The organism is Pectobacterium sp. S5 (assembly GCF_051707265.1).
Taxonomy (GTDB): Bacteria; Pseudomonadota; Gammaproteobacteria; order Enterobacterales; family Enterobacteriaceae; genus Pectobacterium; species Pectobacterium polare.
The window spans coordinates 239,634-264,841 of sequence record NZ_JAULSZ010000005.1 but is presented as its reverse complement, the minus strand read 5'-3'; the positions used below and the strand labels follow the sequence as shown (position 1 = coordinate 264,841).

Below are 25,208 nucleotides of genomic sequence, written 5' to 3'. Positions count from 1 at the left end.
AGTTGATGATGGATAAAAACGAAATTTATCAGGAAATTACTGGCTTACTGGTCAAGCTGTTTGAACTGGATGCTGATGATATCAAACCTGAATCCCGCCTCTATGAAGATCTTGAGCTAGATAGCATTGATGCGGTTGATATGGTGGTTCACCTGCAAAAACGCATCGGGCGAAAAATATCGCCAGAAATTTTTAAATCGGTGCGTACCGTGCAGGATGTGGTTGATGCGGTAGAAGACCTACTCCGTGAAGGTTGATGAGTTCGCCAAGTGATGCGTGTGCTGATAAGTAGTCTGAACATCTTAATGACGCTCGCCTGGCCTTTTCTGGCCTGGTTTAGCATCACGCACCCTGAGTATCGCTGGTTACTCGCGGTATTGGCGCTGATGTTTGTTCTGCGTTTCGCTACGTTGCGTGATGAAAACAATTTATTTGAAAACAAGGCATTCAAAGGGACTGCGCTGTGGCTGGCCGCGGCTGGGGTGGTGCTTTCCGTTGCCAGTTTATTACTGCGCGATGGCGGTTGGCTGCTGTGGTATCCCGTTGCGGTAAATAGCGTCATGTTGATGCTGTTTGGTGGATCGCTTTATCGCGGTATGCCGCTTGTCGAGCGTCTTGCCCGCCTTCAGGAACCAGAACTCCCTGCTCAGGCCATTGCCTATACGCGTCGCGTGACGAAAGTCTGGTGTTGGTTCTTTATTTTTAACGGCAGTATCGCCGTGCTGACCTGTCTTGTCGGCAATCTTCATTGGTGGACGTTATGGAATGGCGTGATCAGCTATGTGCTTATGGGGTTGTTGATGGGGGGAGAGTGGTTGATACGCCAGCGTCTGAAGAAGCGCGTATGAACGGGTCGACTGTCCGCGCCGTCAATGACTGGCTGGCGGGAAATGATTCCCTTCAGCGCATTGTTGCCAGTAATGGTGCCAGTACGTTTACGCTGGGGTCGTTGAAAGCGCAGGTGATCGCGCTTTGTCAGCAGCTAAGTCTGCGACAGGAGACGCGCTGGGCGCTGTGTTTTGAAGACAGCTATCGCTTTACTATCGGGCTTCTGGCTGCTCTGCATGCGGGAAAAACCCCGGTTATCCCCGGCCATTGTCGCCAATCCGTATTAGAAGAACAGGCGGATGAATTTGACGGGGTGTTGACCGATGTGTCCCTGAATCTGGATTGCCCGGTGTTTGGCCTGACGGCGGAGACGGAGAGCGTCGCTGATGCCGTGTTGCCCTCTATACCGGATGATGCCTGTGTCGTGTTGTTCACGTCAGGCTCCACCGGAAAGCCTCGTCAGATTGTTAAACCGGTACGCTGTCTGGATGAAGAGTCGCGTTGGCTGGCGGATCGCTGGGGCACACGTTTGCAAGGCTGTGATGTGATCGCTTCCGTCACCCACCAGCATTTGTATGGGCTGACGTTTCGCATCTGGCTGCCGATGGCGCTGGGGCTGCGCTTTGATAGCCGCCAACTGCTTTATACCGAACAGCTTACTTCACAAGATCGCCAGCGGCGTTACGTGTTTATCAGTAGCCCGGCATTCTTACGCCGTATCGATCGTGCGCTCCCCGCTCCCTTGTGTTCGTTAATCGTCTCTGCGGGGGGAACCTTGCCCTGGCTGCATGCCGAGGCTGCGGCAGAGTGGTTTAGGCAACCCATCAATGAGATATACGGCAGTACAGAAACGGGCGTTTTAGCATGGCGCTCGCGTGAGACGGATACCGTGCCGTGGCAGCTGTTCCCCGGCGTGTCGCTGAGGCATGATGAACAAGATAACTGGTGGGCGCAGTCGGCGCTGATTCCACATGCTCAGGGGCACAAGCTGGATGACCGATTGGCGTTTGATGACGCGGGGCATTTTCAGCTGTGCGGCCGACACGACCGCGTGGTGAAGATCGAAGATAAGCGCATCTCGCTAAGCGAGATAGAACGGCGTTTACTTGATCTGCCCGACATTGCTGATGCGGTTGCGCTTCAGGTGACGCGCCCGGAGCGGAGCGGTATTGGCGTGGTGCTGGTGTTGAATACTCCCAATAAGGCCGATGACTTACCGAATTTGAAACGCCAATGGCGGCATGAATTGCAAAAATGGCTGGAGCCGTTAGCGATGCCGCGTTTCTGGCGCGTTGTCGACGTTATTCCCCACAATAGCCAGAGTAAACGTGCCTGGCCGCAGATACAGGAATTGTTTCATGTTGCCCGTTGAGCTTGCCCGGCACGATGTAAAAAAGACGGATGAAACGTCTCAGATTGAATTGATGCTACAGGCTGACCCTGAACTGTTCTGGTTCAAGGGCCACTTTACGGGCCAGCCGCTATTGCCTGGCGTGGCACAGCTGGATTGGGTCATGCATTACGCAACGACGGTGCTGGCGCAAGGGTGGACGTTCTTGTCCATTGAGAACATTAAATTCCAGCAGCCGATTTTGCCCGGCAAAACGCTGCGTCTGGTGCTGACCTGGAACGCCGGAAAGCAACAGCTGGCCTTTAGCTACACCCTTCTGGATGGCGAGGCTGAGCGCACGGCTAGCAGCGGGAAAATAAAGCTCACGCCGATGATGGAAGATCGCCCATGTCAGTAAATGGCGCCTTCTCGCCCTGCGTGGTGATCCCTTGTTATAACCACGGTGCCATGATGGCGTCAGTGCTGGCACGTTTGGCACCGCTAGCGCTGCCCGTTTTCATTGTTGATGATGGAAGCGATGCGGCAACGCAACACGTTCTCGCTCAGCTGGCCGCGGAAAATGACGGTGTGACGCTGATTCGATTAGCGCACAACAGCGGCAAAGGTGCGGCGGTGATTCGTGGTATCGACGCCGCAGCGCAGGCTGGCTTTAGCCATGCTTTACAGGTTGATGCCGACGGGCAGCATCAGATTGAAGATGCACCGCTTCTGCTGGATGAGGCGAAAACGCACCCGCATTGTCTGATTTCCGGTCGACCGCGTTACGATGCCTCTGTACCGAAATCACGCCTTTATGGGCGCTATGTCACCCATGTTTGGGTCTGGATTGAAACGCTATCCCTCTCCATCAAGGACAGCATGTGCGGTTTCCGTGTCTATCCGGTTGTCGCCACGGTCTCTCTTCTTTCCCGCAAGTCTCTCGGTCACCGTATGGATTTCGATACGGAAATTATGGTGCGTCTGTATTGGGCGGGAACGCCCAGCCGCTTTATTGACACGGCGGTGACGTATCCAGAAAACGGTCTGTCTCATTTCGATGCGCTACACGATAACCTGCGGATTTCCTGGATGCATACCCGCCTGTTTTTCGGCATGCTTCCGCGCATTCCCCTGTTGCTAATGCGGCAGCGTCAGCAACACTGGGCTGGCGTGTCGGAGCGCAAGGGCCTGCTCGGTATGCGGTTCATGCTGGCGGTATATCAACGGTTAGGTCGCGGGGTGTTTACGCTGTTTCTCTGGCCTGTGATCGCGTTTTATTGGCTGACCGGCCGTACCGCGCGTCAGGCGTCTCAGTCATGGCTGCGGCAAGTCGGGGAGTATGCGGGTCAGCACGATATCCCGCTGCCTAAACCGCTCAACAGCTATCACCATTTCCTCCGTTTTGGTCAGGCGATGCTGGATAAAATCGCCAGCTGGCGCGGCGATCTACACTGGGGCCGCGATATTGATTTTGCCCCCGGCGCTCTGCAAACCATTGAACAAAGCAGGCAAAAGGGGCAACTGATTCTGGCTTCACACCTTGGTGATATCGAGGTGTGCCGGGCGCTGGCGCAGCAGGTGAGCGGGCTGGTGATTAACGCACTGGTGTTTACTGAAAACTCCCAGCGTTTTAAGCAGGTGCTGGAAGAGATTGCCCCGCAGGCCGGTGTGAACCTTATCCCCGTCAGCGACATCGGGCCGGATACCGCCATCATGCTGCAAGAAAAGCTGGATGCCGGTGAATGGGTGGCGATTGTCGGCGATCGCACGGCGGTCAATCGTCAGCGCGGCGGTGTGCGACGCGTGGTGTGGAGCCCGTTTTTGGGAAAAGAAGCGCCTTTTCCTCAAGGGCCTTTTATTCTGGCGGCGGCGCTGCGTTGCCCCGTGTTGCTGATGTTTGTCATTCGCGAGCAGAAAAAGCTGCGCGTCTACTGCGAGCCCTTTGCCGAGAGCATTGCGTTGCCGCGTCCAACCCGACAGCAAGCCTTACAGCAGGTCGTCGATCGCTATGCCGAACGGCTGGCGCACTATGCGCTGAAATCCCCGCTCGACTGGTTTAATTTTTTTGATTTCTGGAGCCTGCCTGATGATGACGGCCAAGCTGCTGGGAAAAAGGAGTAAGGGTGCTAAACGATTCTCGCTTAAGCCATGAAGTTGAACTAACGGTGTCTTTCCATGACTGCGACCCGATGGGCGTGGTGTGGCATGGTAACTATTTTCGTTTTTTCGAAGTGGCGCGTGAGGCGCTGCTGAGCAAATTTAACTATGGCTATCGCGAAATGCAGGCCTCTGGCTATGTGTGGCCTGTGGTCGATACGCGGGTGAAATACCGTGCGGCGCTGACTTACGAGCAGCGTATACGCATTCGCGCCACTATTGAGGAAGTCGAGAATCGCTTGCGCATTGCCTACCAGATTTTCGATGCCGAAAGCGGCCAACGTGCCACGACGGGCTATACGATTCAGGTCGCGGTACAGGAAGGATGCCGTGAGCTGAGTTTTGTTTCTCCCCCCATTTTGTTTGAGCGCCTTGGAGTGACGCCATGATACGACTGATTGTCGCGGTTTTTGTGTTGTTGAGCGGTGTGGCGCAGGCCGTTACGCTGGATGATTTACAACAGCGGTTCAGTAGCCAGCCTGTTGTGCGGGCTGATTTCACCCAACTGCGTGAAATAAAGGGCATGGCAAAGCCGCTGAAATCTGGCGGACAACTGCTGATCGCGCAGGACAAAGGGCTGTGGTGGCATCAGGCCACGCCGTTTCCACTGACGATGGTGTTGGATGAAACGCGTATGGTTCAGGTGATGAACGGGCAAGCGCCGCAGATCGTCACCGCGGAAAGCAATCCGCAGATGTTTCAGTTTAACCACCTGTTACGCGCCTTGTTTCAGGCCGATCGCCTCGTCTTAGATCAGAATTTTTCCATTGATTTTACCGATCTCGGTAAGCAGCAATGGAAACTGGTGCTGACGCCCAAAACGTCGCCGTTAGATAAACTGTTCAACACGATTACGCTGAACGGCGGTGAGTTTCTTGACGGGATTGCGCTGGATGATCGCCAAGGTGATATGACCCGAATTACGCTGAGCAATCAGCGGATCGAACCCCGGATGTTGAGTGATGATGAGCAACAGCGTTTCGTTTTCTGACGGCATTCGTCGCGCGGCGCGGGTTTGGATTGGCTGCTGTGTCGTGCTGATCGCCGCGCTGGCGCTACTGCTACCAAAGGCGCAGATCAACAGTAGCGTATTGGCGCTGTTGCCCAAGCAGTCGATGGGCGCACTTCCCCCTGAGCTACAGCAAGGCTTTATGCAGCGCCTCGATCGGCAAATGGTGTGGCTGGTGACGCCGGGCAAGCAGGCGGACTCTGCGGTAGCGGACTGGTGGCTGAAACACCTGCGTGCGCTTCCCGATCTACAGCAGGTTAATGGCCCTATTGATGCCGAACAGCAGCAGCGATGGGGGAAATTCGTTTTTGAACATCGCAATGGTCTGGTCGATCCCGTCACGCGCGCGCGACTGGAAAATGGCGGTGCGGCGCAGGCCGATTGGGTGCTGGCACAGCTTTATTCCGCGTTTGCTGGCGTGAGCGGCAAAGAGCTAAATCACGACCCGTTGATGCTGGTGCGCGGATCGCAACTGGCGTTGCAGCAAAATGCCAGCCAGTTGGGGCTGTCACAAGGCTGGTTAACGGCAAAAGATGCGCAAGGCCGCACCTGGTATTTCCTGCACGGTGAGCTCAGCGCTGGCTCGTTTGACATGGCGCGTAACCAGCAACTGGTTGATAAACTCGGTGTCCTTGAGCGCGATCTCAAGGCCGTATTCCCTGATGCCGAGGTGCTCACTCGCGGGACCGTACTGTTCAGCAACTACGCCAGCCAACAGGCCAGACAGGATGTGTCTACCCTCGGTGTCGCCACGGTGGCGGGCGTTCTGCTGCTGATCTTTTTTGTGTTTCGTTCACCGCGACCGCTGTTGTTATGCGGGTTATCGGTAGGCATCGGTGCGTTGGCAGGCACGGTCTTTACCCTGCTGCTGTTCGGTGAACTGCATTTGATGACGCTGGTGATGAGCATCAGCATCGTCGGGATTTCAGCGGATTATACGCTCTATTATTTGACCGAGCGGATGGTGCACGGCGGCCATGTTTCGGCGATGGAAAGCCTTAAAAAAGTGCTGCCCGCGCTTCTGCTCGCGTTGGGTACGGCGGTGGTGGCCTACCTGATTATGGCGCTGGCACCGTTCCCCGGCTTACAGCAGCTGGCGGTGTTCGCCGCAACCGGGCTGACCGCCTCCTGCCTGACCGTGGTGTGCTGGTATCCTTTTCTGGTTAAGGGACTGCCGGTCAGGCCCGTGCCCGCGATGGTGCTGATGGGGCGCTGGCTGGCTGCATGGCGGCGTCAGCGTGTCGTGCGTTTCGGGATCCCACTGACGCTGCTGGTGCTTTCTGTCGTGGGGCTGCTGCGGCTGGAGATCAATGATGATATCTCCCAGCTACAGGCGCTGCCGCAGGATTTGATGCAACAAGAACGGCAGTTGACGGCATTAACGGGACAGAGCGCCGATCAAACCTGGTTCGTGGTCTACGGCGATAGCGCAGAAGAGACATTGCTGCGTCTGGAACAGCTCGCGCCTAAACTGCGAGATGCGCAGCAACAGGCGTGGCTAAAGCAGTATCGTCTGCTGCCGCTTTCTTCTCAGGCTCAGCAACAGAGCGATAGTCAGCTTATTGCGTCGGCCGCGCCTGCGGTTATCGAACGGCTCAAAGACACGGGCGTTGATGTGGCCATGCCGGATCTACGACCGATGCCGGTCACGCCGGAGCGCTGGCTCGATAGTCCGATAAGTGAAGGGTGGCGGCTGCTGTGGCTGACGTTACCCAATGGGAAAAGCGGTGTTCTGGTTCCGGTTAGCGGCGTGAGCGATAGCGCTGCGCTGGGGCAGATGGCTAAAACGTTACCGGGCGTGGAATGGATCGACAGAAAAGGGACATTCGATGCTCTGTTCGGTTTCTATCGTGCCATGCTGGGATGGCTGCTGGCGGCGGCGCTGGTCGTGATTGCGCTGAGCTACGTGATTCGTCTTGGGTTGCGTCGTGGCGTCATCAATGTGGTGCCGTCGGTGCTGTCGCTGGGCGGCGGTCTGGCGGTGCTGGCGTTAAGCGGTCATTCGCTGAACTTGTTCTCATTGCTGGCACTGGTTCTGGTGCTAGGGATCGGCATCAATTACACGCTGTTTTTCAGCAACCCACGCGGTACGCCGATGACCTCGCTGCTGGCAGTAACGCTGGCGATGTGCGTTGCCCTGCTGACGCTGGGTATGCTGGTTTTCAGCAGCACTCAGGCCATTAGCAGCTTTGGGATTGTGCTTTGTAGCGGTATTTTTATCGCCTTCTTGCTGGCGCCTCTGGCGTTGCCTGATTCAAAAGGGAAACGAAAATGACATTATTGCGACGTGGGCTTCTGCTTATTGGCGTGCTGCTTCTCAGCAGCTGTGCCAGCAAACAGCATGATGATAATCGCCCGCAGGCGTGGCTCAAACCGGGGGTGAAAGTCACGCTACCTGCACCTGCGATTACCCCGCCGGTCAACGAACAGCAACTGCTGACGGGAACCTTTGACGGTAAGCAGCAATCGCTGCTGGTGATGTTGAGTGCCGATGATAAACAGCTTTCACTGGTCGGGCTTTCCTCTATCGGTATTCGTCTGTTTAAGGTCACCTATGATGCGCAGGGCGTTCATACGGAACAGTCCATCGTCCTGCCACAGTTGCCGCCAGCCAGTCAGGTTCTGGCGGATATCATGCTGAGCCACTGGCCGATTGCCGTGTGGCAGATGCAGCTGCCAGCCGGTTGGACGCTGAAAGATAGCGATGACAAGAGACAACTGCGTGACGATCGCGGCACGCTGATTACGGAAATTCGCTATATGACGCGGAATAACCAGCGCGTGCCGATGAGCGTTCAGCAATTCGTCTTTGGTTATCACATCGTGATTCAACATCTGGATAGCTAGCATGATTTACATTAACGCCGTCGGGGCGCTGAATGCGCTGGGCAATAATCTGGATGAGATTGCCGACAACCTTGCCAGCGGCCATGCGCCGGGCATGCGCCCTGATACCGGATGGCTACTGCACGATAAGCCCTGTTGGACAGGGAATGTGGATGCGGAATTACCGGTTATTCCGGTGGAGCTGGCGGCGCATAACAGCCGTAATAACCAGCTCTTGCTGGCTGCACTGGAGCAAATTCGGCCTCAGGTTGACGCGGCGATCGCGCAGTTTGGCCCCGAGCGGGTCGCGGTGATTCTGGGCACCAGTACCTCAGGATTGGATGAAGCCGATCGGTATGTCAGCGAAAGTCTTCCCACTTATCACTATGCGCAGCAGGAACTTGGCGATCCTTCCCGGTTTCTGGCCGCCTATCTGGCGTTAAATGGGCCGGCTTATACGATATCAACCGCCTGTTCTTCCAGCGCCAGAGCGTTGATCAGTGGTAAACGATTGATTAATGCCGGGCTGGTGGATGTCGCTATCGTCGGCGGCGCGGATACGCTGAGCCGTATGCCACTAAATGGCTTCGATAGCCTTGAGTCGCTTGCATCAACGCGCTGCCAGCCGTTCAGCGAAGAACGTAACGGGATCACTATCGGTGAAGGCGTGGCGCTTATGCTGATCGGGCGGCAACCCGACCGCGTGGCGGTATTGGGCGTCGGGGAGTCGTCCGATGCTCACCATATGTCGGCACCGCATCCGGAAGGTGAAGGAGCGATTCGCGCGATCAATATGGCGTTGTCGCAAGCGGGATTGCAGCCTAAGGACGTGGGGTATATCAATTTACACGGTACTGCTACGCGCCTGAATGACCAGATTGAAGCCAGCGTGGTTCACGCCGTTTTTGGCGATCGCGTGCCTTGTAGCTCAACCAAACACCTTACCGGCCATACGCTGGGAGCGGCGGGGATTAGTGAGGCTGCGATCTGCTGGCTGCTTCTGACGCGAGACCTTCCTTTGCCTGCGCAGGATTTCTCATGCAGTCACCCCGATGCCTCACTGCCATCATGTGGCTTGCTCAGTGCGCCAGCTCCGCTTGCACGCCCGGTCATTCTGTCTAACTCTTTTGCGTTTGGCGGCAACAATACGTGTCTGATTCTGGGGACGAATCATGAATGAGTATCTGGCTGCGGCAGCTTATCTGCCCCATTCATCCCCGATGGTGCTGGTGGACGAGGTGATCCACGTTGATGATGAACACGCACACTGTCGTGTGGCGGTCAGTCGTGAGAGTATTTTGGCACCGTTTCTGAATGCTCAGGGACATCTGCCAGCCTGGTTTGGTATTGAAATTATTGCTCAAACGATCGGGGTTTGGTCTGGCTGGCACGGGCGTCAGATCGGTGGGCTGCAAGAGAAGCCACGCCCCGGCATGTTGCTGGGCGGGCGAGGGTATCGCTGCAAGCAGGATAGTTTTCCTGCCGGCTCCCTACTTGATGTAACCGTTACGCTGCTGATGCGTGACGATAAAATTGGTAGCTTTGAGGGTGAGATCGCGATAGCCGGGGAGACGTATGCCTCTGGCCGGTTGAACACCTATCAGCCTGAAGAACATGAGTTAAAAGCACTTTTAGAACAGGGAAAGCTATTATGACAACCGGAAGAACGACGATGACAACCGGAAAAACAAGCATGACGCGTTCTGTGTTAGTGACGGGTGCCAGCAAAGGGATTGGTCGAGCCATTGCGCTGCGTCTGGCGGCGGATGGTTTTACCGTGGTGGTGCATTATCACCGTGATGAAAACGGGGCGCAGGAAACCTTACGCCAGATTACGGCGCAAAACGGTTCCGGCCGTATCGTCAGTTTCGATATCGCCGATCGGGAAACGTGTCGCACCGTGATTGAACAGGATATTGAGGCGAACGGTGCCTACTATGGCGTGGTCAGTAATGCGGGTATTACCTGTGACGGCGCTTTTCCCGCTCTCGACGAGCAGGCGTGGGATAGCGTCATTCACACCAATCTCGATAGCTTCTATAACGTGATTCATCCTTGTGTGATGCCGATGATCGGTCTGCGTAAAGGCGGACGCATTATCACACTGTCTTCGGTTTCCGGGATCATGGGAAATCGGGGGCAGGTTAACTACAGTGCCGCGAAAGCGGGCATTATCGGCGCAACGAAAGCGCTGGCGATTGAACTGGCGAAGCGAAAAATCACTGTTAACTGCATCGCTCCCGGTTTGATTGACACCGGCATGATTCAAATGGAGCCGGTAGCCGTTGAAGAAGCCATGAAGATGATTCCCATGAAGCGCATGGGACAGGCGGAAGAAGTCGCAGGGCTGGCGAGTTATCTTATGTCCGATATCGCGAGTTATGTCACGCGTCAGGTCATTTCTATTAATGGAGGGATGCTGTGATGCGTCGTGTTGTGGTAACGGGAATGGGCGGTGTCACCGCGTTCGGTGAGTCCTGGAAAAGTGTGTCTGACGGGTTGCGTGCGGGTCGTAATGCGATACGTAAAATGCCCGAATGGCAGGTTTATGATGGCCTGAATACGCAGTTGGGCTCGCCGATTGATCACTTCAGTCTGCCAGAACACTACACGCGCAAACGCATCCGCTCGATGGGGCGCGTGTCTCTGATGGCAACCCGAGCAACCGAGCTGGCGTTGGAACAGGCTGGATTGATTGGTCATCCGGTGCTGACTAACGGAGAAACCGGCATTGCTTACGGCTCCTCAACGGGCAGCACAGGGCCGGTGAGCGAATTCGCCACCATGCTGACCGAAAAGCACACCAATAATATTACCGGTACGACCTATGTGCAGATGATGCCGCATACCACCGCGGTGAATGCTGGCCTGTTTTTCGGCCTGCGCGGCCGTGTGATTCCTACATCCAGCGCCTGTACGTCGGGAAGTCAGGCGATTGGCTACGCCTGGGAAGCGATTCGTCATGGCTATCAGACGGTAATGGTCGCGGGCGGTGCGGAAGAACTGTGTCCGTCAGAAGCGGCCGTGTTTGATACGCTGTTTGCCACCAGCCAACGCAACGATGCGCCGGAAACGACGCCGTCGCCTTTTGACACCCGCCGTGACGGTCTGGTTATCGGCGAAGGCGCGGGGACGTTAGTGCTTGAAGAGCTTGAACATGCCGTCGCGCGTGGAGCGACGATTTATGCCGAGCTGGTTGGGTTTTACACCAACTGTGATGCGGCACATATTACGCAACCTCAGCGTGAAACCATGCAAATTTGCATTGAAGGATCGCTGCGCTGCGCGGGTTTGCAGCCTAGCGATGTGGGTTATATCAGCGCACACGGTACGGCAACCGATCGGGGTGATGTCGCGGAGAGTCAGGCTACCGCCGCCGTGTTCGGTAAATCTACGCCGATTTCATCGCTAAAAAGCTATTTCGGCCATACGCTGGGTGCCTGTGGTGCACTTGAAGCATGGATGAGTATTGAAATGATGCGTGAAGGTTGGTTTGCACCGACGCTTAATTTACGGCAACCTGCAGAAGACTGTGGCGAGCTGGATTACATCATGGGTGAGCCACGCCATATTGAGACGGATTACATCCAGTCTAATAACTTTGCCTTTGGCGGCATCAATACGTCGTTGATTTTCCGTCGTTGGCAATAATGGATTGAGAACGTTAACGGGTTCATGATGAATAACAAACAACAATACTTGGATATCGCTGAAGGTAAGGGTGAAAAAGCGCCTTCAACGATGGTGGCTTTTTCCTCACGAGAGATGAATTATCCGCTGCTGGAAAGCCTGTTAGAGGCGCAATCATTTTTCACCGATGGCGAAGTAAGCTATACCGAGCAGGAACAGGGGGGATTCTTTTATACCTGTCGTCATCATGATCGCGAGCTGACCTTCTATCTTGAGATTTCAGAGCGTGACCCTGAGAATCAAATCGCGCCAGTGTATTCAACCGACCCGATTTCGCCCGAGCTGCTGGCGCAAGCGAATGCGGCGACGCAGGAAGTGATGGTTGAGTGTATTTTTGGGCAGAATCCGCTGGAAGACTACGTTCATCAGCTTCGTTTATTAAGCGCTGTGATACCGGATTTTCTCTTGGGCATCGATATTTCCGCTGCTGGTAACGTGTTTACCCGCGAATGGCTGAATTTTCAGCTGGAAGATGATGTCCTGCCGGAAATTGAATCGCTGTATACCATTCATGCCGTGTACGACACCGAGAACGATCCGCCAACGACATTCTGGTTTCACTCGCATGGTCTGGCGCGATGCGGCCTGACAGAGGCTGAATTAGTCATTCCCGAGACGCTCAGTTCGTATTATGGCATCCCGGATTTATTCAGAAGTTTTGTCAATAATGCCATTCAAAATCAGCAAATTACCTTTAATGAACCGATTTTGTGTGGGCAAACGGACAGCGGCTATGAATATCTGGTGGCGTTGCCGTTTGAAGAAGGGCTACGGCATGTGAATCAATCCACGCCGATTGACCAACTGCGGCCTCTGGAAGACATGCGCTACGATCTGGAAGGGACGCCAGAAGGCGTGTTTCTGGGCGATCGCGCCGATCGGGATGACGTGCATCAGGAGCCTTCCTGTATGCTGTTTCGTACCAACGAAGAAAACCCTGTACTGCAAACGTTCTTTAAAGGATTTGATGAGCAGAATGCCATCATGTTCTGGCGCACGAATGCGGAAACGGCAGAAATGTCACGTAAGGCACAGCTGCGCTGGCACTATTTCGTCAATATGTTTAAAAACTACCACGTGAGTGACGAACCCGCTAAGCCGGGTTTTTTAGCGAAACTACTCAAAAAAGCACCTGAGCCTGTCGAAAGTGAATGGCGCTTTATGGTGAAGTTTGGCATTCCTCATGGCGAAGAGGGAGAAGAGCGTGAACACATGTGGTTTGTGCCCGAAAAAATCGACGATGCGGTCGTCACCGGGACATTAATCAATCATCCGTTCTACGTTGAGGATATGCAGGAAGGCGGTGTTTACTCTATTGATATATCGTGGGTAACCGACTGGGCGATTTATTATCAGGGTGATAGCTATAAGCCTGATACAATTTACAAATTGCTGAGCCATAGCCAGACTCACTGATCTCTTTCCTTCCCCAGTCAGAACGCCTGTTCTGGCTGGTGGCACCTGAATTTCCCTGCCTTCTGCGTTCTTGTCATAAAACTGTCATATTACGTACATTTTACTGTCACCAAATTGTCCTATTTTTCCTCCTGCGAACTACACTCTGATTTGATAACTCTGATAGATAACGACGTTACGTCGACATGTTTGAGTATCCCACAGGAGGGATTATGAAACCGATGCGTACCACTCTTGCCAGTGTTGTTGCGGCAACCCTTTCTCTGACGGCATTTTCTGCTTTAGCTGCTGCTAACCTCACCGGTGCCGGTGCGACATTCCCTGCGCCTGTTTATGCTAAATGGGCTGACTCCTATCAAAAAGAAACCGGTAATAAAGTTAACTATCAAGGCATCGGTTCTTCTGGCGGTGTAAAACAGATTATCGCTAAAACGGTCGATTTCGGTGCTTCTGACGCGCCTCTGGCTGACGACAAATTAGCACAGGATGGTTTATTCCAGTTCCCAACCGTTATCGGTGGCGTAGTGCTGGCAGTGAACGTTCCTGGTATCAAATCTGGCGATTTAACGCTGGATGGTAAAACGCTGGGTGATATCTACCTGGGCAACATCAAAAAATGGAACGACCCGGCAATCACTAAACTGAACCCGAATGCCAAGCTGCCGGATCAGGACATCGCTGTGGTTCGTCGTGCTGACGGCTCTGGTACGTCTTTCGTGTTCACCAGCTACCTGGCAAAAGTGAACCCAGAGTGGAAAGAGAAGATTGGCGCAGGTTCTACCGTGAACTGGCCAACCGGTCTGGGCGGTAAAGGTAACGATGGTATCGCGGCGTTCGTACAGCGTCTGCCTGGTTCTATCGGCTACGTAGAATACGCGTATGCCAAGCAGAACAACCTGGCTTACACCAAACTGATTTCTGCCGATGGCAAAGCGGTTAGCCCAACTGGCGCAAGCTTCAGCAACGCAGCTAAAGAGATCGACTGGAGCAAGTCTTTCGCTCAGGATCTGACTAACCAGAAAGGCGCTGATGCATGGCCGATCACTTCAACCACGTTCATCCTGGTTCACACCAAACAGGAAAAACCTGAGCAGGGCACTGAAGTGTTGAAATTCTTCGACTGGGCGTTCAAGAAAGGCGGTGAGCAAGCTGAAGCGCTGGATTACGCCACACTGCCAAAAGAAGTGGTTGAGCAAATCCGTGCTGCCTGGAAAACTCAGGTAAAAGACAGCAGCGGTAAAGCACTGTACTAATTATTGTATCGACACGTCGTGTTGATACCCAGAGCGTGATGAGGTTGTCAGGTTCTGGGAAATACGTAGTGGAATAACAAGTCGTATCGGGGCGGAGAGGTGATAGCAACCTCTCTGCCTTCAATAGCTTATCAAATGTAGTTAAAACGAGAAGAGAGACGTATGGCGGAGTACAAGCCAACTATCAAAGCCCCGGGAAAGTATGGCGATATCCTCTTCAGCGCGCTGGTAAAACTGGCGGCGCTGGTCACGCTACTGCTATTGGGTGGCATCATTGTTTCCCTGATTGTGGCGTCCTGGCCTAGCATCGAGAAGTTCGGTTTTGCCTTCTTGTGGACGAAAGAGTGGGATGCGCCCGCAGAGCAGTTTGGTGCATTGGTTCCGATTTACGGCACCATCGTTACCTCACTGATTGCACTGATTATTGCGATTCCGATTAGCTTCGGGATTGCGCTATTTCTGACAGAACTGGCACCAGCCTGGTTGAAGCGTCCGCTTGGCGTGGCGATTGAATTGCTGGCGGCCATACCGAGTATTGTTTACGGCATGTGGGGGCTGTTCATTTTCGCTCCGCTGTTTGCCAAATACTTCCAACAGCCGGTAGGCAATGTCCTGTCCGGTATTCCTATTGTTGGCTCGCTGTTTTCCGGCCCGGCATTCGGGATCGGTATTCTGGCAGCTGGCGTCATTCTGGCCATCATGATTATCCCGTACATTGCGGCGGTGATGCGTGACGTGTTTGAGCAAACGCCTGTCATGATGAAAGAGTCCGCTTACGGCATTGGCTGTACGACGTGGGAAGTCATCTGGCGCATTGTGCTGCCTTACACCAAAAACGGTGTGATCGGCGGGGTGATGTTGGGACTGGGACGCGCGTTGGGGGAAACCATGGCGGTGACCTTTATCATCGGTAACACCTACCAGCTCGACAGCGCGTCACTGTATATGCCAGGCAACAGTATTACCTCTGCGCTGGCGAACGAATTCGCCGAAGCAGAATCCGGCCTGCACACGGCAGCGCTGATGGAGCTGGGGCTGATTCTGTTTGTGATTACCTTTATTGTTCTGGCATGTTCAAAGCTGATGGTTATGCGTCTGGCTAAAAATGAGGGGGCGCGCTAATGGCTGCATTAGGCATAGAGCAAGACGCTGCTCTGGATCGTTCGCGGCGTAAAATGCAGGCCTGGCGTCGCCAGAAAAACCGCATTGCGCTGTTCTTATCCATGTCCACGATGGTGTTCGGCCTGTTCTGGCTGGTCTGGATTCTGTTTTCGACCGTGACCCGAGGCGTGGATGGCATGTCTCTGGCGTTGTTTACCGAAATGACGCCGCCGCCTAATACGGCGGGTGGCGGGTTGGCGAATGCCATCGTCGGGAGCGGATTGCTGATTCTGTGGGCAACGCTGCTGGGTACACCGCTGGGGATTATGGCGGGCATTTATCTGGCGGAATACGGTCGTAAATCCTGGATTGCCGAAGTGATTCGTTTCATCAACGACATTCTGCTATCAGCGCCGTCGATTGTGGTAGGTCTGTTTGTCTACACGCTGGTGGTGGCAAAAATGCAGCACTTCTCCGGCTGGGCGGGCGTGATTGCGCTGGCGCTGTTGCAGGTGCCGATTGTGATTCGTACCACCGAGAACATGCTTAAACTGGTACCAGATAGCCTGCGTGAAGCGGCTTATGCGCTGGGTACGCCGAAATGGAAAATGATTTCTGCGATTACGCTAAAGGCATCGGTATCGGGCATCATCACCGGGGTATTGCTGGCCATTGCGCGTATCGCAGGGGAAACCGCGCCGCTGCTGTTTACGTCGCTGTCGAATCAGTTCTGGAGCACGGATATGATGCATCCGATTGCTAACCTGCCGGTCACCATATTTAAGTTTGCCATGAGCCCGTTTGTGGAGTGGCAACAGCTGGCTTGGGCGGGTGTACTGCTGATTACGATGTGTGTGCTGCTGCTGAATATTCTGGCGCGCGTTATTTTCTCTGCCAAGAAGCACTAATTCGCTAAGAAATAGTCGTTTTCTGAGAAACATTAAATAAATTCAAGGCGCTGCCAGGCAGCGCCAGGAAAAAGAGAGAAGTCTTGATGAGTATGGCTACTGAGACATCCAACAAAATCCAGGTACGCGATCTGAATTTCTATTACGGAAAATTCCATGCGTTGAAAAACATTACGCTGGATATTGCCGCGAATCAGGTTACCGCGTTTATCGGCCCGTCCGGCTGTGGTAAATCCACGCTGCTGCGTACGCTGAACAAAATGTATCAGCTCTACCCTGAGCAGCGCGCCGAAGGCGACATCCTGCTGGATGGCAATAACATCCTGACGGATAAGCAAGATATCGCGCTGCTGCGCGCCAAAGTCGGCATGGTGTTCCAGAAGCCGACGCCGTTCCCGATGTCCATTTACGACAACATCGCGTTTGGTGTGCGCCTGTTTGAAAAGCTGTCTCGTGCTGATATGGATGAACGCGTTCAGTGGGCGCTGACTAAAGCGGCGCTGTGGCAAGAAACGAAAGATAAACTGCACCAGAGCGGCTATAGCCTGTCCGGTGGTCAACAGCAGCGTTTATGTATTGCGCGCGGTATCGCGATTCGCCCGGATGTCTTGCTGCTGGATGAACCTTGCTCAGCCCTCGACCCGATTTCTACCGGCCGTATTGAAGAGCTGATCTCCGAGCTGAAAAAAGACTACACGGTGGTCATCGTGACGCACAACATGCAGCAGGCGGCGCGTTGTTCAGATCATACGGCGTTTATGTATTTGGGTGAGCTGATTGAGTTCAGCGATACTGATACCCTGTTTACTGCTCCACGGCAGAAACAGACTGAAGATTACATCACCGGCCGTTACGGTTGATTAGGAAGCATCATGGATAATCTGAATCTGAACAAACACATTTCCGGTCAGTTTAACGCCGAACTGGAACACATCCGCACGCAGGTCCTGACCATGGGCGGGCTGGTGGAGCAACAGCTGAGTGACGCGATTACCGCGATGCATAATCAGGATGCGGAGCTGGCTCAGCAGGTTATTGAAGGCGATGCCAAAGTTAACCTGATGGAAGTGGCGATTGATGAAGCCTGCGTGCGCATTATTGCGAAGCGCCAGCCTACCGCCAGCGATCTGCGTCTGGTGATGGCGATCATCAAAACCATCTCCGAGCTGGAGCGTATCGGTGACGTGGCGGATAAAATCTGTCGCACCGCGCTGGAGAAGTTCTCCCATCAGCATCAACCGCTGCTGGTGAGTCTGGAGTCATTAGGGCGCCACACCGTGCAGATGCTGCATGACGTGCTGGATGCGTTTGCCCGCATGGATCTGGACGAAGCGATTCGTATTTATCGCGAAGACAAAAAAGTGGATAAAGAGTACGAAGGGATTGTGCGTCAACTGATGACCCACATGATGGAAGATCCTCGCACCATCCCAAGCGTACTAACGGCGTTGTTCTGCGCCCGTTCTATCGAGCGTATCGGTGACCGTTGCCAGAACATCTGTGAATTTATCTTCTATTTCGTCAAAGGTCAGGATTTCCGTCATCTGGGCGGCGATGCGCTGGAAAAACTGCTGGCGCAGAAAGATAAGAAAGAAGAAGAGTAAGCCCGTTCTTACGCTTATCATGCTGACGCCCTGCTTGCAGGGCGTTATTTTTTATCAGGATTTAGCTTTTATCAGGATAGTGAATCAAATCGTGGAAGCGCACCGTGGTATCGGCAGGATTGTGGTAGCGGTGTTCTCTGTCGGCGGCAAATCGTAGCGCATCCCCGACGGACAACACATGCGTCTGTCCATCAACGGTCATCTCCAGTTGGCCTTCCAGCACAATAATATGCTCGATCACCCCGTTTTCATGCGCCGATGAGGTGCTGCTTGCACCCGCCGCTAGCTCAATAACCAACATATCAAAACGCAGTTTTTCGTCGAAGGGGAAGAGGGGAACCACGTGCATTCCCGCTTCGTTTTCCCTGAATGACGATCCCGCACCCGAGCGATAGGTCACGTCTTCATCCGCGAGCGTCGGTTCGATAAAGGTAGAAAACGCCACATTCATGCCGGTCGCAATTTTCCACAGCGTGGCGACCGTCGGGCTGGATTCACCGCGCTCGATCTGGCCGAGCATTGCTTTGCTCACACCCGTCTCTTCTGCCGCCCGCGTGAGGCTCCAGCCTTTCTCTTGCCTTAACGTTTTCAACGTATTGCCAATGTGGCTGGTTAGCTCATCAGACATCAATATTGGCTCCTACTTGTGCGTTATAACGCACGCTGCTATGTTAACGCTTTCTGTGCGTTATAACGCACAACAAGAGTGAAGGTATACCATGCCTGCGTCATTTGCGCTAAAAGATGTCACCTTTTCGACCCTCATCGCTGGCTTCGTTGCGGTGCTGGTGGGCTACACCAGCTCAGCCGCCATCATTTTTCAGGCAGCGGAAGCGGCGGGTGCCAGTGCGGTGCAGATCGGCGGTTGGTTAAGCATGTTGGGGATTGCCCAGGGGTTGGCGTCGATTAGCCTGTCGCTGTATTACCGCGCGCCGATACTGGCGGCCTGGTCAACGCCGGGAGCAGCGCTGCTGGTTACCAGCCTGCCGGGTACGTCGCTCAATGAGGCGATTGGCGTGTTCCTGTTTGCCTCCGCGCTTATCTTTATCTGCGGGATCACTGGTCTTTTTGCCCGCTTGATGAATGTGATACCACAGGCCATTTCTGCCGCAATGCTGGCGGGTATTTTGCTGCGCTTTGGTGCGGATGCCTTTCTTTCCCTGCAACAGGACTTCTGGCTGGCTTTTGCGATGTGTGTGACCTATTTGCTCAGCCGTCGGCTGCTGCCGCGCTTTGCCATTGTGCTGACGCTGCTAGCTGGCCTGCTGCTGGCCTTATTTCGTGGGCAAATTGCGGTTTCTGATTCGCCGCTGGTATTCGCTGTGCCGGAATTCATTACGCCGCATTTTTCGTTGGCGTCTCTGCTGGGCGTCGGCATTCCGTTTTTCATTGTCACGATGGCATCGCAGAACGCACCGGGCGTTGCCACGCTGAAAGCGGCGGGCTATCAGGTTCCCATATCACCGCTGATTACCATTACTGCATTAATCGCGCTGGTTTTGACGCCGTTCGGTGGTTTTTCCGTGTGTATCGCCGCGATTACCGCCGCGATCTGTATGGGGCCGGACGTGCATCCCGATCCGAAGAAACGCTATCTTGCTGCCGTTACTGCTGGTGGCTTTTATCTGCTGGCGGGCGTTTTTGGCGGTTCTATCGGGCAGCTTTTCACAGCTTTGCCGCAGCCGCTGATTCACGCTATCGCCGGTTTGGCGCTGCTCAGCACCATTTCAGGCAGTTTGTATCGCGCGTTGCTGGATGAAAAACAGCGGGATGCCGCGGTGGTCACCTTCCTGATCACCGCCTCTGGATTGACGCTGTGGGGAATCGGCGCAGCGTTTTGGGGACTGATTGGGGGGATGATGACCTGGTTTATTCTGTCAGCATACGCTGATAAGGCACGTTGAATCGTCAGGATAATCTGCCAGAATACCGAAGTAACATAAGGTTATATTATAGCTATTTATGTTATTTCCCGCGTTTTCGCCCTGCTGATAGCCTGCTGTTAATACAGCAATAATTAAGGGGCAGGGAATGAAAAAGCATATTTTGACAGTGAGTTTATTGGCCGGGTTGGCTTCCGTTTCTGGTGCTGCACAGGCAGATAAATTAGATGATATTCAGAAGGCGGGCGTAGTGAAAATTGCCGTCTTCGACAGCAATCCGCCGTTCGGCTATGTCGATCCGCAGAGCAAAAAGCTGGTGGGTTATGACGTGGACATCGCCGAGGCAATTGGTAAGGCGCTGGGCGTGAAGGTTGAGCTGCGCGCAACTAATCCGGCTAACCGTATCCCGCTATTAAGCTCGCAGAAAGTCGATCTGATCGCCGCGAACTTCACCATCACCGATGAGCGTGCCAAGCAGGTTAACTTTAGTATTCCTTACTTCGCTACTGGGCAAAAATTCATCGCCCGTAAAGGCGTGCTGAAAACGCCGGAAGACATCAAAACGCTGCGTATTGGCGCGGATAAAGGCACCGTGCAGGAAATTACCCTGCGCGAGCATTACCCGACTGCCAAAGTGATTTCCTACGACGATACGCCGCTGGCCTTCGCCGCGCTGCGTAACGGCAACGTTCAGGCCATCACGCAGGATGACGCCAAGTTGGTCGGCTTGCTGGCTAACGTGCCCGATGCCCAGAAGGCGGAGTTTGAAATCTCTCCGTTCAGCATTACCAAAGAGTATCAGGGCGTCGGGATTCCGAAGGGCGAAGAACGTCTGACGGCGAAAATTAACGACACGCTGATTAATCTGGAAAAACAGGGTGAAGCGAAGACGATTTACGACCGCTGGTTCGGGCCGAGCACGAAATCATCCCAGCCGCGCGGCGATTTCACCTTTGCCTCGTTGGATCAACAACCTAAATCCTGATAGCTGACGCCTAGTGCTATGATCTCAGCCCTCTGCACCCAGAGGGCACAGACCGTTGACAAACCTATTTGCAGAACGAAAACGGGAGTAACGGAATAGAAGAGTAAAGCGTTTGCGCCAGGGATGGCGCAATCCGAGCTTACATGGACGTACTTGCAGCGTCTTTACGATCTATCCGTTACTTCCGCTCGACAGACTTTGTCAGCAACTTCAGCCCTCTGTATTGCAGGGGGCATTTCTATTTGTATCTCGTAGCAATGACAAAGAGAGATAAAACGCATGGATACGGCGCTGCAATCGCTTGAATCGTGGCTGTTGGCTCCTCAATACCTCATCTGGCTGTGGCACGGTTTTCTGATCACGCTGGGTCTTTCCCTGAGTACGATCGTGCTGTCTACGATGCTGGGCTTTCTGTTGGCGGCGGCCAGAGACAGCCAGATTCGTGTGCTGCGCGGCATTGTGGTGGCGTATAGCTCGCTATTTCGTAATACGCCGCTGCTGGTGCAGCTGTTTTTCTGGTATTTCGGTGCCGGGCAGCTTTTTCCCTCAGGGATGATGCAATGGCTGAACACCCCGCATGTTATTTCGCTGTTGGGCATGACGTTAGCGTGGCCTTCTTTTGAGTTTCTGGCAGGATTGGCAGGGCTGACGCTCTACTCCAGCGCGTTTATTGCGGAGGAAATCCGCTCCGGTATCCGTGGCGTCGCGCGTGGACAGAAGTACGCGGCGCATGCTCTGGGATTAACCGGCTTCCAATCCATGCGCTATGTGGTATTGCCGCAGGCGCTAAAAATCGCCCTGCCGCCGCTGCTTGGGCAGTACATGAATATCGTTAAGAACTCATCGTTGACGATGGCAATTGGCGTCGCTGAACTGTCCTACGCATCGCGTCAGGTGGAGACGGAAACCTTGCGCACGTTTCAGGCATTTGGCGTGGCGACGGTGTTGTACATCGTGATTATTGCCGTGATGGAAGGCTGGGGCATGTGGCGTCAGCAGCGCAGTCTGGCGGAGAGACACTAAGATGGATTTTACCGTTATCACCGATAACATCGACTATTTGATGTGGGGCACGTTCCCGGATGGTCCGCTGGGTGGCGCGGCGCTGACGCTGGTGATGAGCCTGCTGGCTGGCGTAGCCTCTGCCATATTGGGTACGATTTTGGGCGTGGCGCTGGCGATGTCCCGGGGATGGTGGAGTGCGTTGTTGGCGATGGTGCTGGGGTTCTTCCGTGCGATTCCCGTCATCATGCTGATTTTCTGGACCTACTTCCTGCTGCCGATCGTTTTTGGCGTTGATATCCCTGAAATTACGACCGTAGTTTGTGCGCTGGCGCTGATCGCCTCGGCGTATCTGGCGCATGGCGTGAAGGCGGGTATTGTCGCCATCGGGCGCGGTCAGTGGCAGGCTGGGCTCTCGCTGGGATTAAGCCGCTGGCAGGTGTTGTGGCAGATTGTCCTGCCGCAGGCGCTGCGGATGATGGTGCCCTCTTTCATCAACCAATGGATTTCCCTGATTAAAGACACTTCACTGGCCTACATTGTCGGCGTCGGCGAGCTGACGTTTCTTGCTACGCAGGTTAATAACCGCAGCATGGTCTACCCGATGGAGGTTTTCCTGTTTGTCGCGCTGGTCTACTTTGTGTTTTGTCTGTCGCTGGAGCTGCTGGCGAACGGGGTTAATGCCCGCTTTAACCAGCAGGAAAAGCAGCCGAAACGCCGTATTCTGTGGTGGCGGAATAAGCCAGCCTGAGGATGAAGATCACGTGCGTTGTGCGGTGGTAATGGATAGATCGTAAAGACGCTGTGAATACGTCCGTGTACGCTCGGCTTGCGCCATCCCTGGCGCAAACGCTTTACTCTTCTATTCCATTACCACCGTTTTCGTTCCGTAAATAGATTTGCCGACGGTCTGACATAAGTCTGAATGGTTGCTACTGCGCGGTGATATTCCAGCCTTTTTCGCGCCAGATTTGCGGCAGTTCACGCATATCATCGAACATCGTGACCAGCGGATGATGGATCGGCTGGTTGTGGGGATCGGCGCAGTAATAGAACACCGGAATGCCCGCAGCGATGCCAGCCTGTACGCCAGCGGCGGAATCTTCAACCAGAATGCAGTGCTCGATAGGAAGCTGTAACTGCTCGGCGGCGTGATACAGCACCGCCGGGTCGGGCTTCCATTTTTTCAGATCGTAGCCGCTGTAGAGATGGTCGCCAAACAGATCGAGCATGTGCGTCAGGCCGAGCGAATGCTGCATCTTGCTGACCGGACCATTGGACACCACGGCCATCGGGACGGTAATCGACCGCACTAACTCACGTGCGCCCTCGATAGGTTGCAGGAATTCATCGAACAGACGCTTCACCTCTTGCCGGAAATGACGCTCCGCATCGTCTACCGATACGGTTAATCCATGCTGCTGGCTGATGCGGGCAATAATCTCGTACAGCTTCACGCCCTTGTAGGTTTTTATCACCTCCTCTAGCGATAAGTTCACCCCATACGGGATGAAGATATTCACATAAGCCTGGCAACACAGCACTTCGCTATCAACCAGCGTGCCATCACAGTCGAAGAAGACGCATTCAATACGGGGCATGACCAATCCTTATCGATGAAATAAAAGATGAGGCTCCTACTTTAACCAATTGACCCGATATTGCGACCTACAAAGCCATTTTCAGAGCGATCTTGCATAAAATTAAGGGGTTTCAACCGAGGGATGGCGGAGCAATAGCCATGACGTTAATAGGTTCTTCTTATTCGATGAAAAAAAACGTGGGATCAACGTAAAAACGCAGCGTTTTGTTATAGGATACCCGACGACAGTTATTCCCTTCTTTGGATTGTTACTAATGAATAAATCACAACCCGGTCTTGCTACCGAGCAAGGCCTGCTGGAGCGCGTGTTTAAACTTAAACAACACGGCACGACAGCACGTACGGAAACGATTGCCGGTTTCACGACGTTTTTGACGATGGTCTACATCGTTTTTGTTAACCCGCAGATTCTGGGTGTGGCGGGGATGGATACCAAAGCGGTCTTTGTGACCACCTGTCTGATTGCGGCATTCGGCAGCATTTTGATGGGGCTGCTGGCTAACCTGCCTGTGGCGCTAGCACCTGCAATGGGGCTGAATGCGTTTTTCGCGTTTGTCGTCGTCGGTGCGATGGGTCTGCCATGGCAGGTTGCGATGGGTGCTATTTTCTGGGGCGCAATCGGTTTCCTGTTGCTGACCATCTTCCAGATTCGCTATTGGATGATCGCCAATATCCCGCTTAGCCTGCGTTTGGGTATCGCCAGCGGTATCGGGTTGTTCATTGCCATGATGGGCCTGAAAAACGCCGGCATTATTGTTCCTAACCCTGAAACACTGGTGACGATTGGTAACCTGACGTCACACAGCGTGCTGCTGGGTGCGCTGGGCTTTTTCATTATTGTGGCACTGGCTTCACGTAATATTCATGCCGCGGTACTGATCTCCATCGTGGTGACCACCTCAATTGGCCTGCTGCTGGGCGATGTGACGTATTCTGGCGTGTTCTCTATGCCGCCGAGCGTAATGTCGGTGGTGGGTCAGGTCGATCTGGCTGGGGCGCTGAATCTCGGGATGTCCGGCATTATTTTCTCCTTCATGCTGGTTAACCTGTTTGACTCCTCCGGTACGCTGATTGGCGTGACGGATAAAGCCGGTCTGGTTGATGCTCGCGGTAAGTTCCCGCGCATGAAGCAGGCGCTGTATGTTGATAGCATCAGCTCTGTAGCCGGTTCGTTTATCGGAACGTCATCCGTTACGGCGTATATTGAAAGCTCCTCTGGCGTGTCTGTGGGTGGGCGTACCGGCCTGACGGCTGTGGTTGTGGGTCTGCTGTTCCTGCTGGTGATCTTCCTGTCGCCGTTAGCGGGTATGGTGCCTGCCTATGCGGCCGCTGGCGCACTGATTTACGTGGGCGTATTGATGACGTCCAGCCTGGCGCGCGTGAAGTGGGATGACTTGACGGAAGCCGTTCCGGCCTTTATTACCGCGGTGATGATGCCGTTCAGCTTCTCTATTACTGAAGGGATCGCGCTGGGCTTCATTTCTTACTGTGTGATGAAGTTGGCGACGGGCCGCTGGCGTGAAATCAGCCCTTGCGTGGTCGTGGTTGCGCTGCTGTTCCTGCTGAAAATCGTGTTTATCGACGGGCATTAATGTGTTCGTGGCTCCGGGGCT

General features: G+C 54.1%; 26 protein-coding genes. 24 read left to right on the top strand and 2 right to left on the bottom strand.

The window, feature by feature from the left end; all coding sequences use genetic code 11:
* Positions 1–8 precede the first annotated feature (8 nt).
* The 19 genes from QWJ20_RS18380 to phoU all read left to right on the top strand — a co-directional run bounded on the left by QWJ20_RS18380 (position 9) and on the right by phoU (position 18,122).
* Entirely contained in the window at positions 9–257 is a 249-nt protein-coding gene (locus QWJ20_RS18380) for an acyl carrier protein (protein ID WP_095701072.1), read from the top strand.
* Between the two features lie 15 nt (positions 258–272).
* Positions 273–848: a hypothetical protein gene (locus tag QWJ20_RS18375; protein WP_433993177.1), complete on the top strand. Its 576-nt coding sequence runs from the start codon at positions 273–275 to the stop codon at positions 846–848.
* Positions 845–2,200, top strand: coding sequence for an AMP-binding protein (locus QWJ20_RS18370; RefSeq protein ID WP_433993191.1), 1,356 nt, complete (start codon positions 845–847; stop codon positions 2,198–2,200). The genes QWJ20_RS18375 and QWJ20_RS18370 overlap by 4 nt, the downstream gene beginning before the upstream one ends.
* On the top strand, positions 2,187–2,576 hold the full coding sequence (locus QWJ20_RS18365; RefSeq protein ID WP_433993176.1) for an ApeI family dehydratase: 390 nt from the start codon (positions 2,187–2,189) through the stop codon (positions 2,574–2,576). The genes QWJ20_RS18370 and QWJ20_RS18365 overlap by 14 nt, the downstream gene beginning before the upstream one ends.
* Entirely contained in the window at positions 2,567–4,279 is a 1,713-nt protein-coding gene (locus QWJ20_RS18360; protein WP_433993175.1) for a glycosyltransferase family 2 protein, read from the top strand. The genes QWJ20_RS18365 and QWJ20_RS18360 overlap by 10 nt, the downstream gene beginning before the upstream one ends.
* A gap of 2 nt (positions 4,280–4,281) precedes the next feature.
* A complete protein-coding gene (locus tag QWJ20_RS18355) occupies positions 4,282–4,704 on the top strand; it encodes an acyl-CoA thioesterase (RefSeq protein WP_010681449.1) in 423 nt (140 codons plus the stop codon).
* Positions 4,701–5,306 (top strand): LolA family protein, encoded by a 606-nt coding sequence (locus QWJ20_RS18350; RefSeq protein ID WP_233967634.1) that lies wholly within the window; start codon positions 4,701–4,703, stop codon positions 5,304–5,306. The genes QWJ20_RS18355 and QWJ20_RS18350 overlap by 4 nt, the downstream gene beginning before the upstream one ends.
* Positions 5,278–7,599: an MMPL family transporter gene (locus tag QWJ20_RS18345; RefSeq protein ID WP_433993174.1), complete on the top strand. Its 2,322-nt coding sequence runs from the start codon at positions 5,278–5,280 to the stop codon at positions 7,597–7,599. Before QWJ20_RS18350 ends, QWJ20_RS18345 begins: the two co-directional genes overlap by 29 nt.
* Positions 7,596–8,171, top strand: a complete 576-nt coding sequence (locus QWJ20_RS18340) for a DUF3261 domain-containing protein (protein WP_433993173.1) — start codon at positions 7,596–7,598, stop codon at positions 8,169–8,171. Before QWJ20_RS18345 ends, QWJ20_RS18340 begins: the two co-directional genes overlap by 4 nt.
* A 1-nt stretch (position 8,172) precedes the next feature.
* Positions 8,173–9,330, top strand: coding sequence for a beta-ketoacyl-[acyl-carrier-protein] synthase family protein (locus QWJ20_RS18335; RefSeq protein ID WP_433993172.1), 1,158 nt, complete (start codon positions 8,173–8,175; stop codon positions 9,328–9,330).
* Entirely contained in the window at positions 9,323–9,805 is a 483-nt protein-coding gene (locus QWJ20_RS18330; RefSeq protein WP_433993171.1) for an ApeP family dehydratase, read from the top strand. The genes QWJ20_RS18335 and QWJ20_RS18330 overlap by 8 nt, the downstream gene beginning before the upstream one ends.
* Positions 9,806–9,843: 38 nt before the next feature.
* Positions 9,844–10,575 (top strand): 3-ketoacyl-ACP reductase FabG2, encoded by a 732-nt coding sequence (locus tag QWJ20_RS18325; RefSeq protein WP_039518089.1) that lies wholly within the window; start codon positions 9,844–9,846, stop codon positions 10,573–10,575.
* Entirely contained in the window at positions 10,575–11,801 is a 1,227-nt protein-coding gene (locus QWJ20_RS18320) for a beta-ketoacyl-ACP synthase (RefSeq protein ID WP_433993190.1), read from the top strand. Before QWJ20_RS18325 ends, QWJ20_RS18320 begins: the two co-directional genes overlap by 1 nt.
* A 27-nt stretch (positions 11,802–11,828) precedes the next feature.
* On the top strand, positions 11,829–13,256 hold the full coding sequence (locus QWJ20_RS18315) for a DUF4026 domain-containing protein (protein ID WP_127157486.1): 1,428 nt from the start codon (positions 11,829–11,831) through the stop codon (positions 13,254–13,256).
* A gap of 212 nt (positions 13,257–13,468) precedes the next feature.
* A complete protein-coding gene (gene pstS, locus QWJ20_RS18310; protein ID WP_039487833.1) occupies positions 13,469–14,509 on the top strand; it encodes a phosphate ABC transporter substrate-binding protein PstS in 1,041 nt (346 codons plus the stop codon).
* 162 nt (positions 14,510–14,671) lie between these two features.
* On the top strand, positions 14,672–15,631 hold the full coding sequence (gene pstC / locus QWJ20_RS18305; protein WP_039487834.1) for a phosphate ABC transporter permease PstC: 960 nt from the start codon (positions 14,672–14,674) through the stop codon (positions 15,629–15,631).
* A complete protein-coding gene (gene pstA / locus QWJ20_RS18300) occupies positions 15,631–16,518 on the top strand; it encodes a phosphate ABC transporter permease PstA (protein ID WP_433993170.1) in 888 nt (295 codons plus the stop codon). Before pstC ends, pstA begins: the two co-directional genes overlap by 1 nt.
* 86 nt (positions 16,519–16,604) lie before the next feature.
* Positions 16,605–17,378 (top strand): phosphate ABC transporter ATP-binding protein PstB, encoded by a 774-nt coding sequence (pstB, locus tag QWJ20_RS18295; protein ID WP_010681437.1) that lies wholly within the window; start codon positions 16,605–16,607, stop codon positions 17,376–17,378.
* Between the two features lie 12 nt (positions 17,379–17,390).
* Positions 17,391–18,122: a phosphate signaling complex protein PhoU gene (gene phoU / locus QWJ20_RS18290; RefSeq protein WP_039487837.1), complete on the top strand. Its 732-nt coding sequence runs from the start codon at positions 17,391–17,393 to the stop codon at positions 18,120–18,122.
* Positions 18,123–18,183: 61 nt separating this feature from the next.
* Here the strand turns inward: phoU and QWJ20_RS18285 are convergent, their stop codons facing one another.
* Entirely contained in the window at positions 18,184–18,750 is a 567-nt protein-coding gene (locus QWJ20_RS18285) for a helix-turn-helix domain-containing protein (protein ID WP_433993169.1), read from the bottom strand.
* A 91-nt stretch (positions 18,751–18,841) separates the two neighbouring features.
* On the opposite strand from QWJ20_RS18285, the gene QWJ20_RS18280 reads away from it, so the two are divergent.
* The 4 genes from QWJ20_RS18280 (at position 18,842) to QWJ20_RS18265 (ending at position 22,743) form a co-directional block, all read left to right on the top strand.
* Positions 18,842–20,026 (top strand): benzoate/H(+) symporter BenE family transporter, encoded by a 1,185-nt coding sequence (locus tag QWJ20_RS18280; protein WP_433993168.1) that lies wholly within the window; start codon positions 18,842–18,844, stop codon positions 20,024–20,026.
* Between the two features lie 127 nt (positions 20,027–20,153).
* On the top strand, positions 20,154–20,990 hold the full coding sequence (locus QWJ20_RS18275) for an ABC transporter substrate-binding protein (protein WP_095701057.1): 837 nt from the start codon (positions 20,154–20,156) through the stop codon (positions 20,988–20,990).
* A gap of 279 nt (positions 20,991–21,269) precedes the next feature.
* Positions 21,270–22,013, top strand: a complete 744-nt coding sequence (locus QWJ20_RS18270; protein WP_095701056.1) for an amino acid ABC transporter permease — start codon at positions 21,270–21,272, stop codon at positions 22,011–22,013.
* A 1-nt stretch (position 22,014) separates the two neighbouring features.
* Entirely contained in the window at positions 22,015–22,743 is a 729-nt protein-coding gene (locus QWJ20_RS18265) for an amino acid ABC transporter permease (protein WP_433993167.1), read from the top strand.
* Positions 22,744–22,924: 181 nt separating this feature from the next.
* Here the strand turns inward: QWJ20_RS18265 and yieH are convergent, their stop codons facing one another.
* A complete protein-coding gene (yieH, locus tag QWJ20_RS18260) occupies positions 22,925–23,593 on the bottom strand; it encodes a 6-phosphogluconate phosphatase (protein ID WP_433993166.1) in 669 nt (222 codons plus the stop codon).
* Positions 23,594–23,849: 256 nt separating this feature from the next.
* Between yieH and QWJ20_RS18255 the strand changes: the two genes are divergently transcribed.
* A complete protein-coding gene (locus tag QWJ20_RS18255) occupies positions 23,850–25,187 on the top strand; it encodes an NCS2 family permease (protein WP_039487851.1) in 1,338 nt (445 codons plus the stop codon).
* The last annotated feature ends 21 nt before the right edge of the window (positions 25,188–25,208 follow it).

Bases quoted from the DNA above. Each gene is read 5' to 3' on its own strand.
- pstC (WP_039487834.1), top strand. From the start codon at position 14,672: ATGGCGGAGTACAAGCCAACTATCAAAGCCCCGGGAAAGTATGGCGAT.
- QWJ20_RS18350 (WP_233967634.1), top strand. From the start codon at position 4,701: ATGATACGACTGATTGTCGCGGTTTTTGTGTTGTTGAGCGGTGTGGCG.
- QWJ20_RS18275 (WP_095701057.1), top strand. From the start codon at position 20,154: ATGAAAAAGCATATTTTGACAGTGAGTTTATTGGCCGGGTTGGCTTCC.
- QWJ20_RS18375 (WP_433993177.1), top strand. From the start codon at position 273: ATGCGTGTGCTGATAAGTAGTCTGAACATCTTAATGACGCTCGCCTGG.
- QWJ20_RS18335 (WP_433993172.1), top strand. From the start codon at position 8,173: ATGATTTACATTAACGCCGTCGGGGCGCTGAATGCGCTGGGCAATAAT.
- phoU (WP_039487837.1), top strand. From the start codon at position 17,391: ATGGATAATCTGAATCTGAACAAACACATTTCCGGTCAGTTTAACGCC.
- QWJ20_RS18380 (WP_095701072.1), top strand. From the start codon at position 9: ATGGATAAAAACGAAATTTATCAGGAAATTACTGGCTTACTGGTCAAG.
- QWJ20_RS18370 (WP_433993191.1), top strand. From the start codon at position 845: ATGAACGGGTCGACTGTCCGCGCCGTCAATGACTGGCTGGCGGGAAAT.
- pstB (WP_010681437.1), top strand. From the start codon at position 16,605: ATGAGTATGGCTACTGAGACATCCAACAAAATCCAGGTACGCGATCTG.
- QWJ20_RS18285 (WP_433993169.1), bottom strand. From the start codon at position 18,750: ATGTCTGATGAGCTAACCAGCCACATTGGCAATACGTTGAAAACGTTA.
- QWJ20_RS18340 (WP_433993173.1), top strand. From the start codon at position 7,596: ATGACATTATTGCGACGTGGGCTTCTGCTTATTGGCGTGCTGCTTCTC.
- QWJ20_RS18270 (WP_095701056.1), top strand. From the start codon at position 21,270: ATGGATACGGCGCTGCAATCGCTTGAATCGTGGCTGTTGGCTCCTCAA.
- QWJ20_RS18325 (WP_039518089.1), top strand. From the start codon at position 9,844: ATGACGCGTTCTGTGTTAGTGACGGGTGCCAGCAAAGGGATTGGTCGA.
- QWJ20_RS18360 (WP_433993175.1), top strand. From the start codon at position 2,567: ATGTCAGTAAATGGCGCCTTCTCGCCCTGCGTGGTGATCCCTTGTTAT.
- QWJ20_RS18365 (WP_433993176.1), top strand. From the start codon at position 2,187: ATGTTGCCCGTTGAGCTTGCCCGGCACGATGTAAAAAAGACGGATGAA.
- QWJ20_RS18265 (WP_433993167.1), top strand. From the start codon at position 22,015: ATGGATTTTACCGTTATCACCGATAACATCGACTATTTGATGTGGGGC.
- QWJ20_RS18255 (WP_039487851.1), top strand. From the start codon at position 23,850: ATGAATAAATCACAACCCGGTCTTGCTACCGAGCAAGGCCTGCTGGAG.
- pstS (WP_039487833.1), top strand. From the start codon at position 13,469: ATGAAACCGATGCGTACCACTCTTGCCAGTGTTGTTGCGGCAACCCTT.
- pstA (WP_433993170.1), top strand. From the start codon at position 15,631: ATGGCTGCATTAGGCATAGAGCAAGACGCTGCTCTGGATCGTTCGCGG.
- QWJ20_RS18345 (WP_433993174.1), top strand. From the start codon at position 5,278: ATGATGAGCAACAGCGTTTCGTTTTCTGACGGCATTCGTCGCGCGGCG.
- QWJ20_RS18320 (WP_433993190.1), top strand. From the start codon at position 10,575: ATGCGTCGTGTTGTGGTAACGGGAATGGGCGGTGTCACCGCGTTCGGT.
- yieH (WP_433993166.1), bottom strand. From the start codon at position 23,593: ATGCCCCGTATTGAATGCGTCTTCTTCGACTGTGATGGCACGCTGGTT.
- QWJ20_RS18330 (WP_433993171.1), top strand. From the start codon at position 9,323: ATGAATGAGTATCTGGCTGCGGCAGCTTATCTGCCCCATTCATCCCCG.
- QWJ20_RS18315 (WP_127157486.1), top strand. From the start codon at position 11,829: ATGAATAACAAACAACAATACTTGGATATCGCTGAAGGTAAGGGTGAA.
- QWJ20_RS18280 (WP_433993168.1), top strand. From the start codon at position 18,842: ATGCCTGCGTCATTTGCGCTAAAAGATGTCACCTTTTCGACCCTCATC.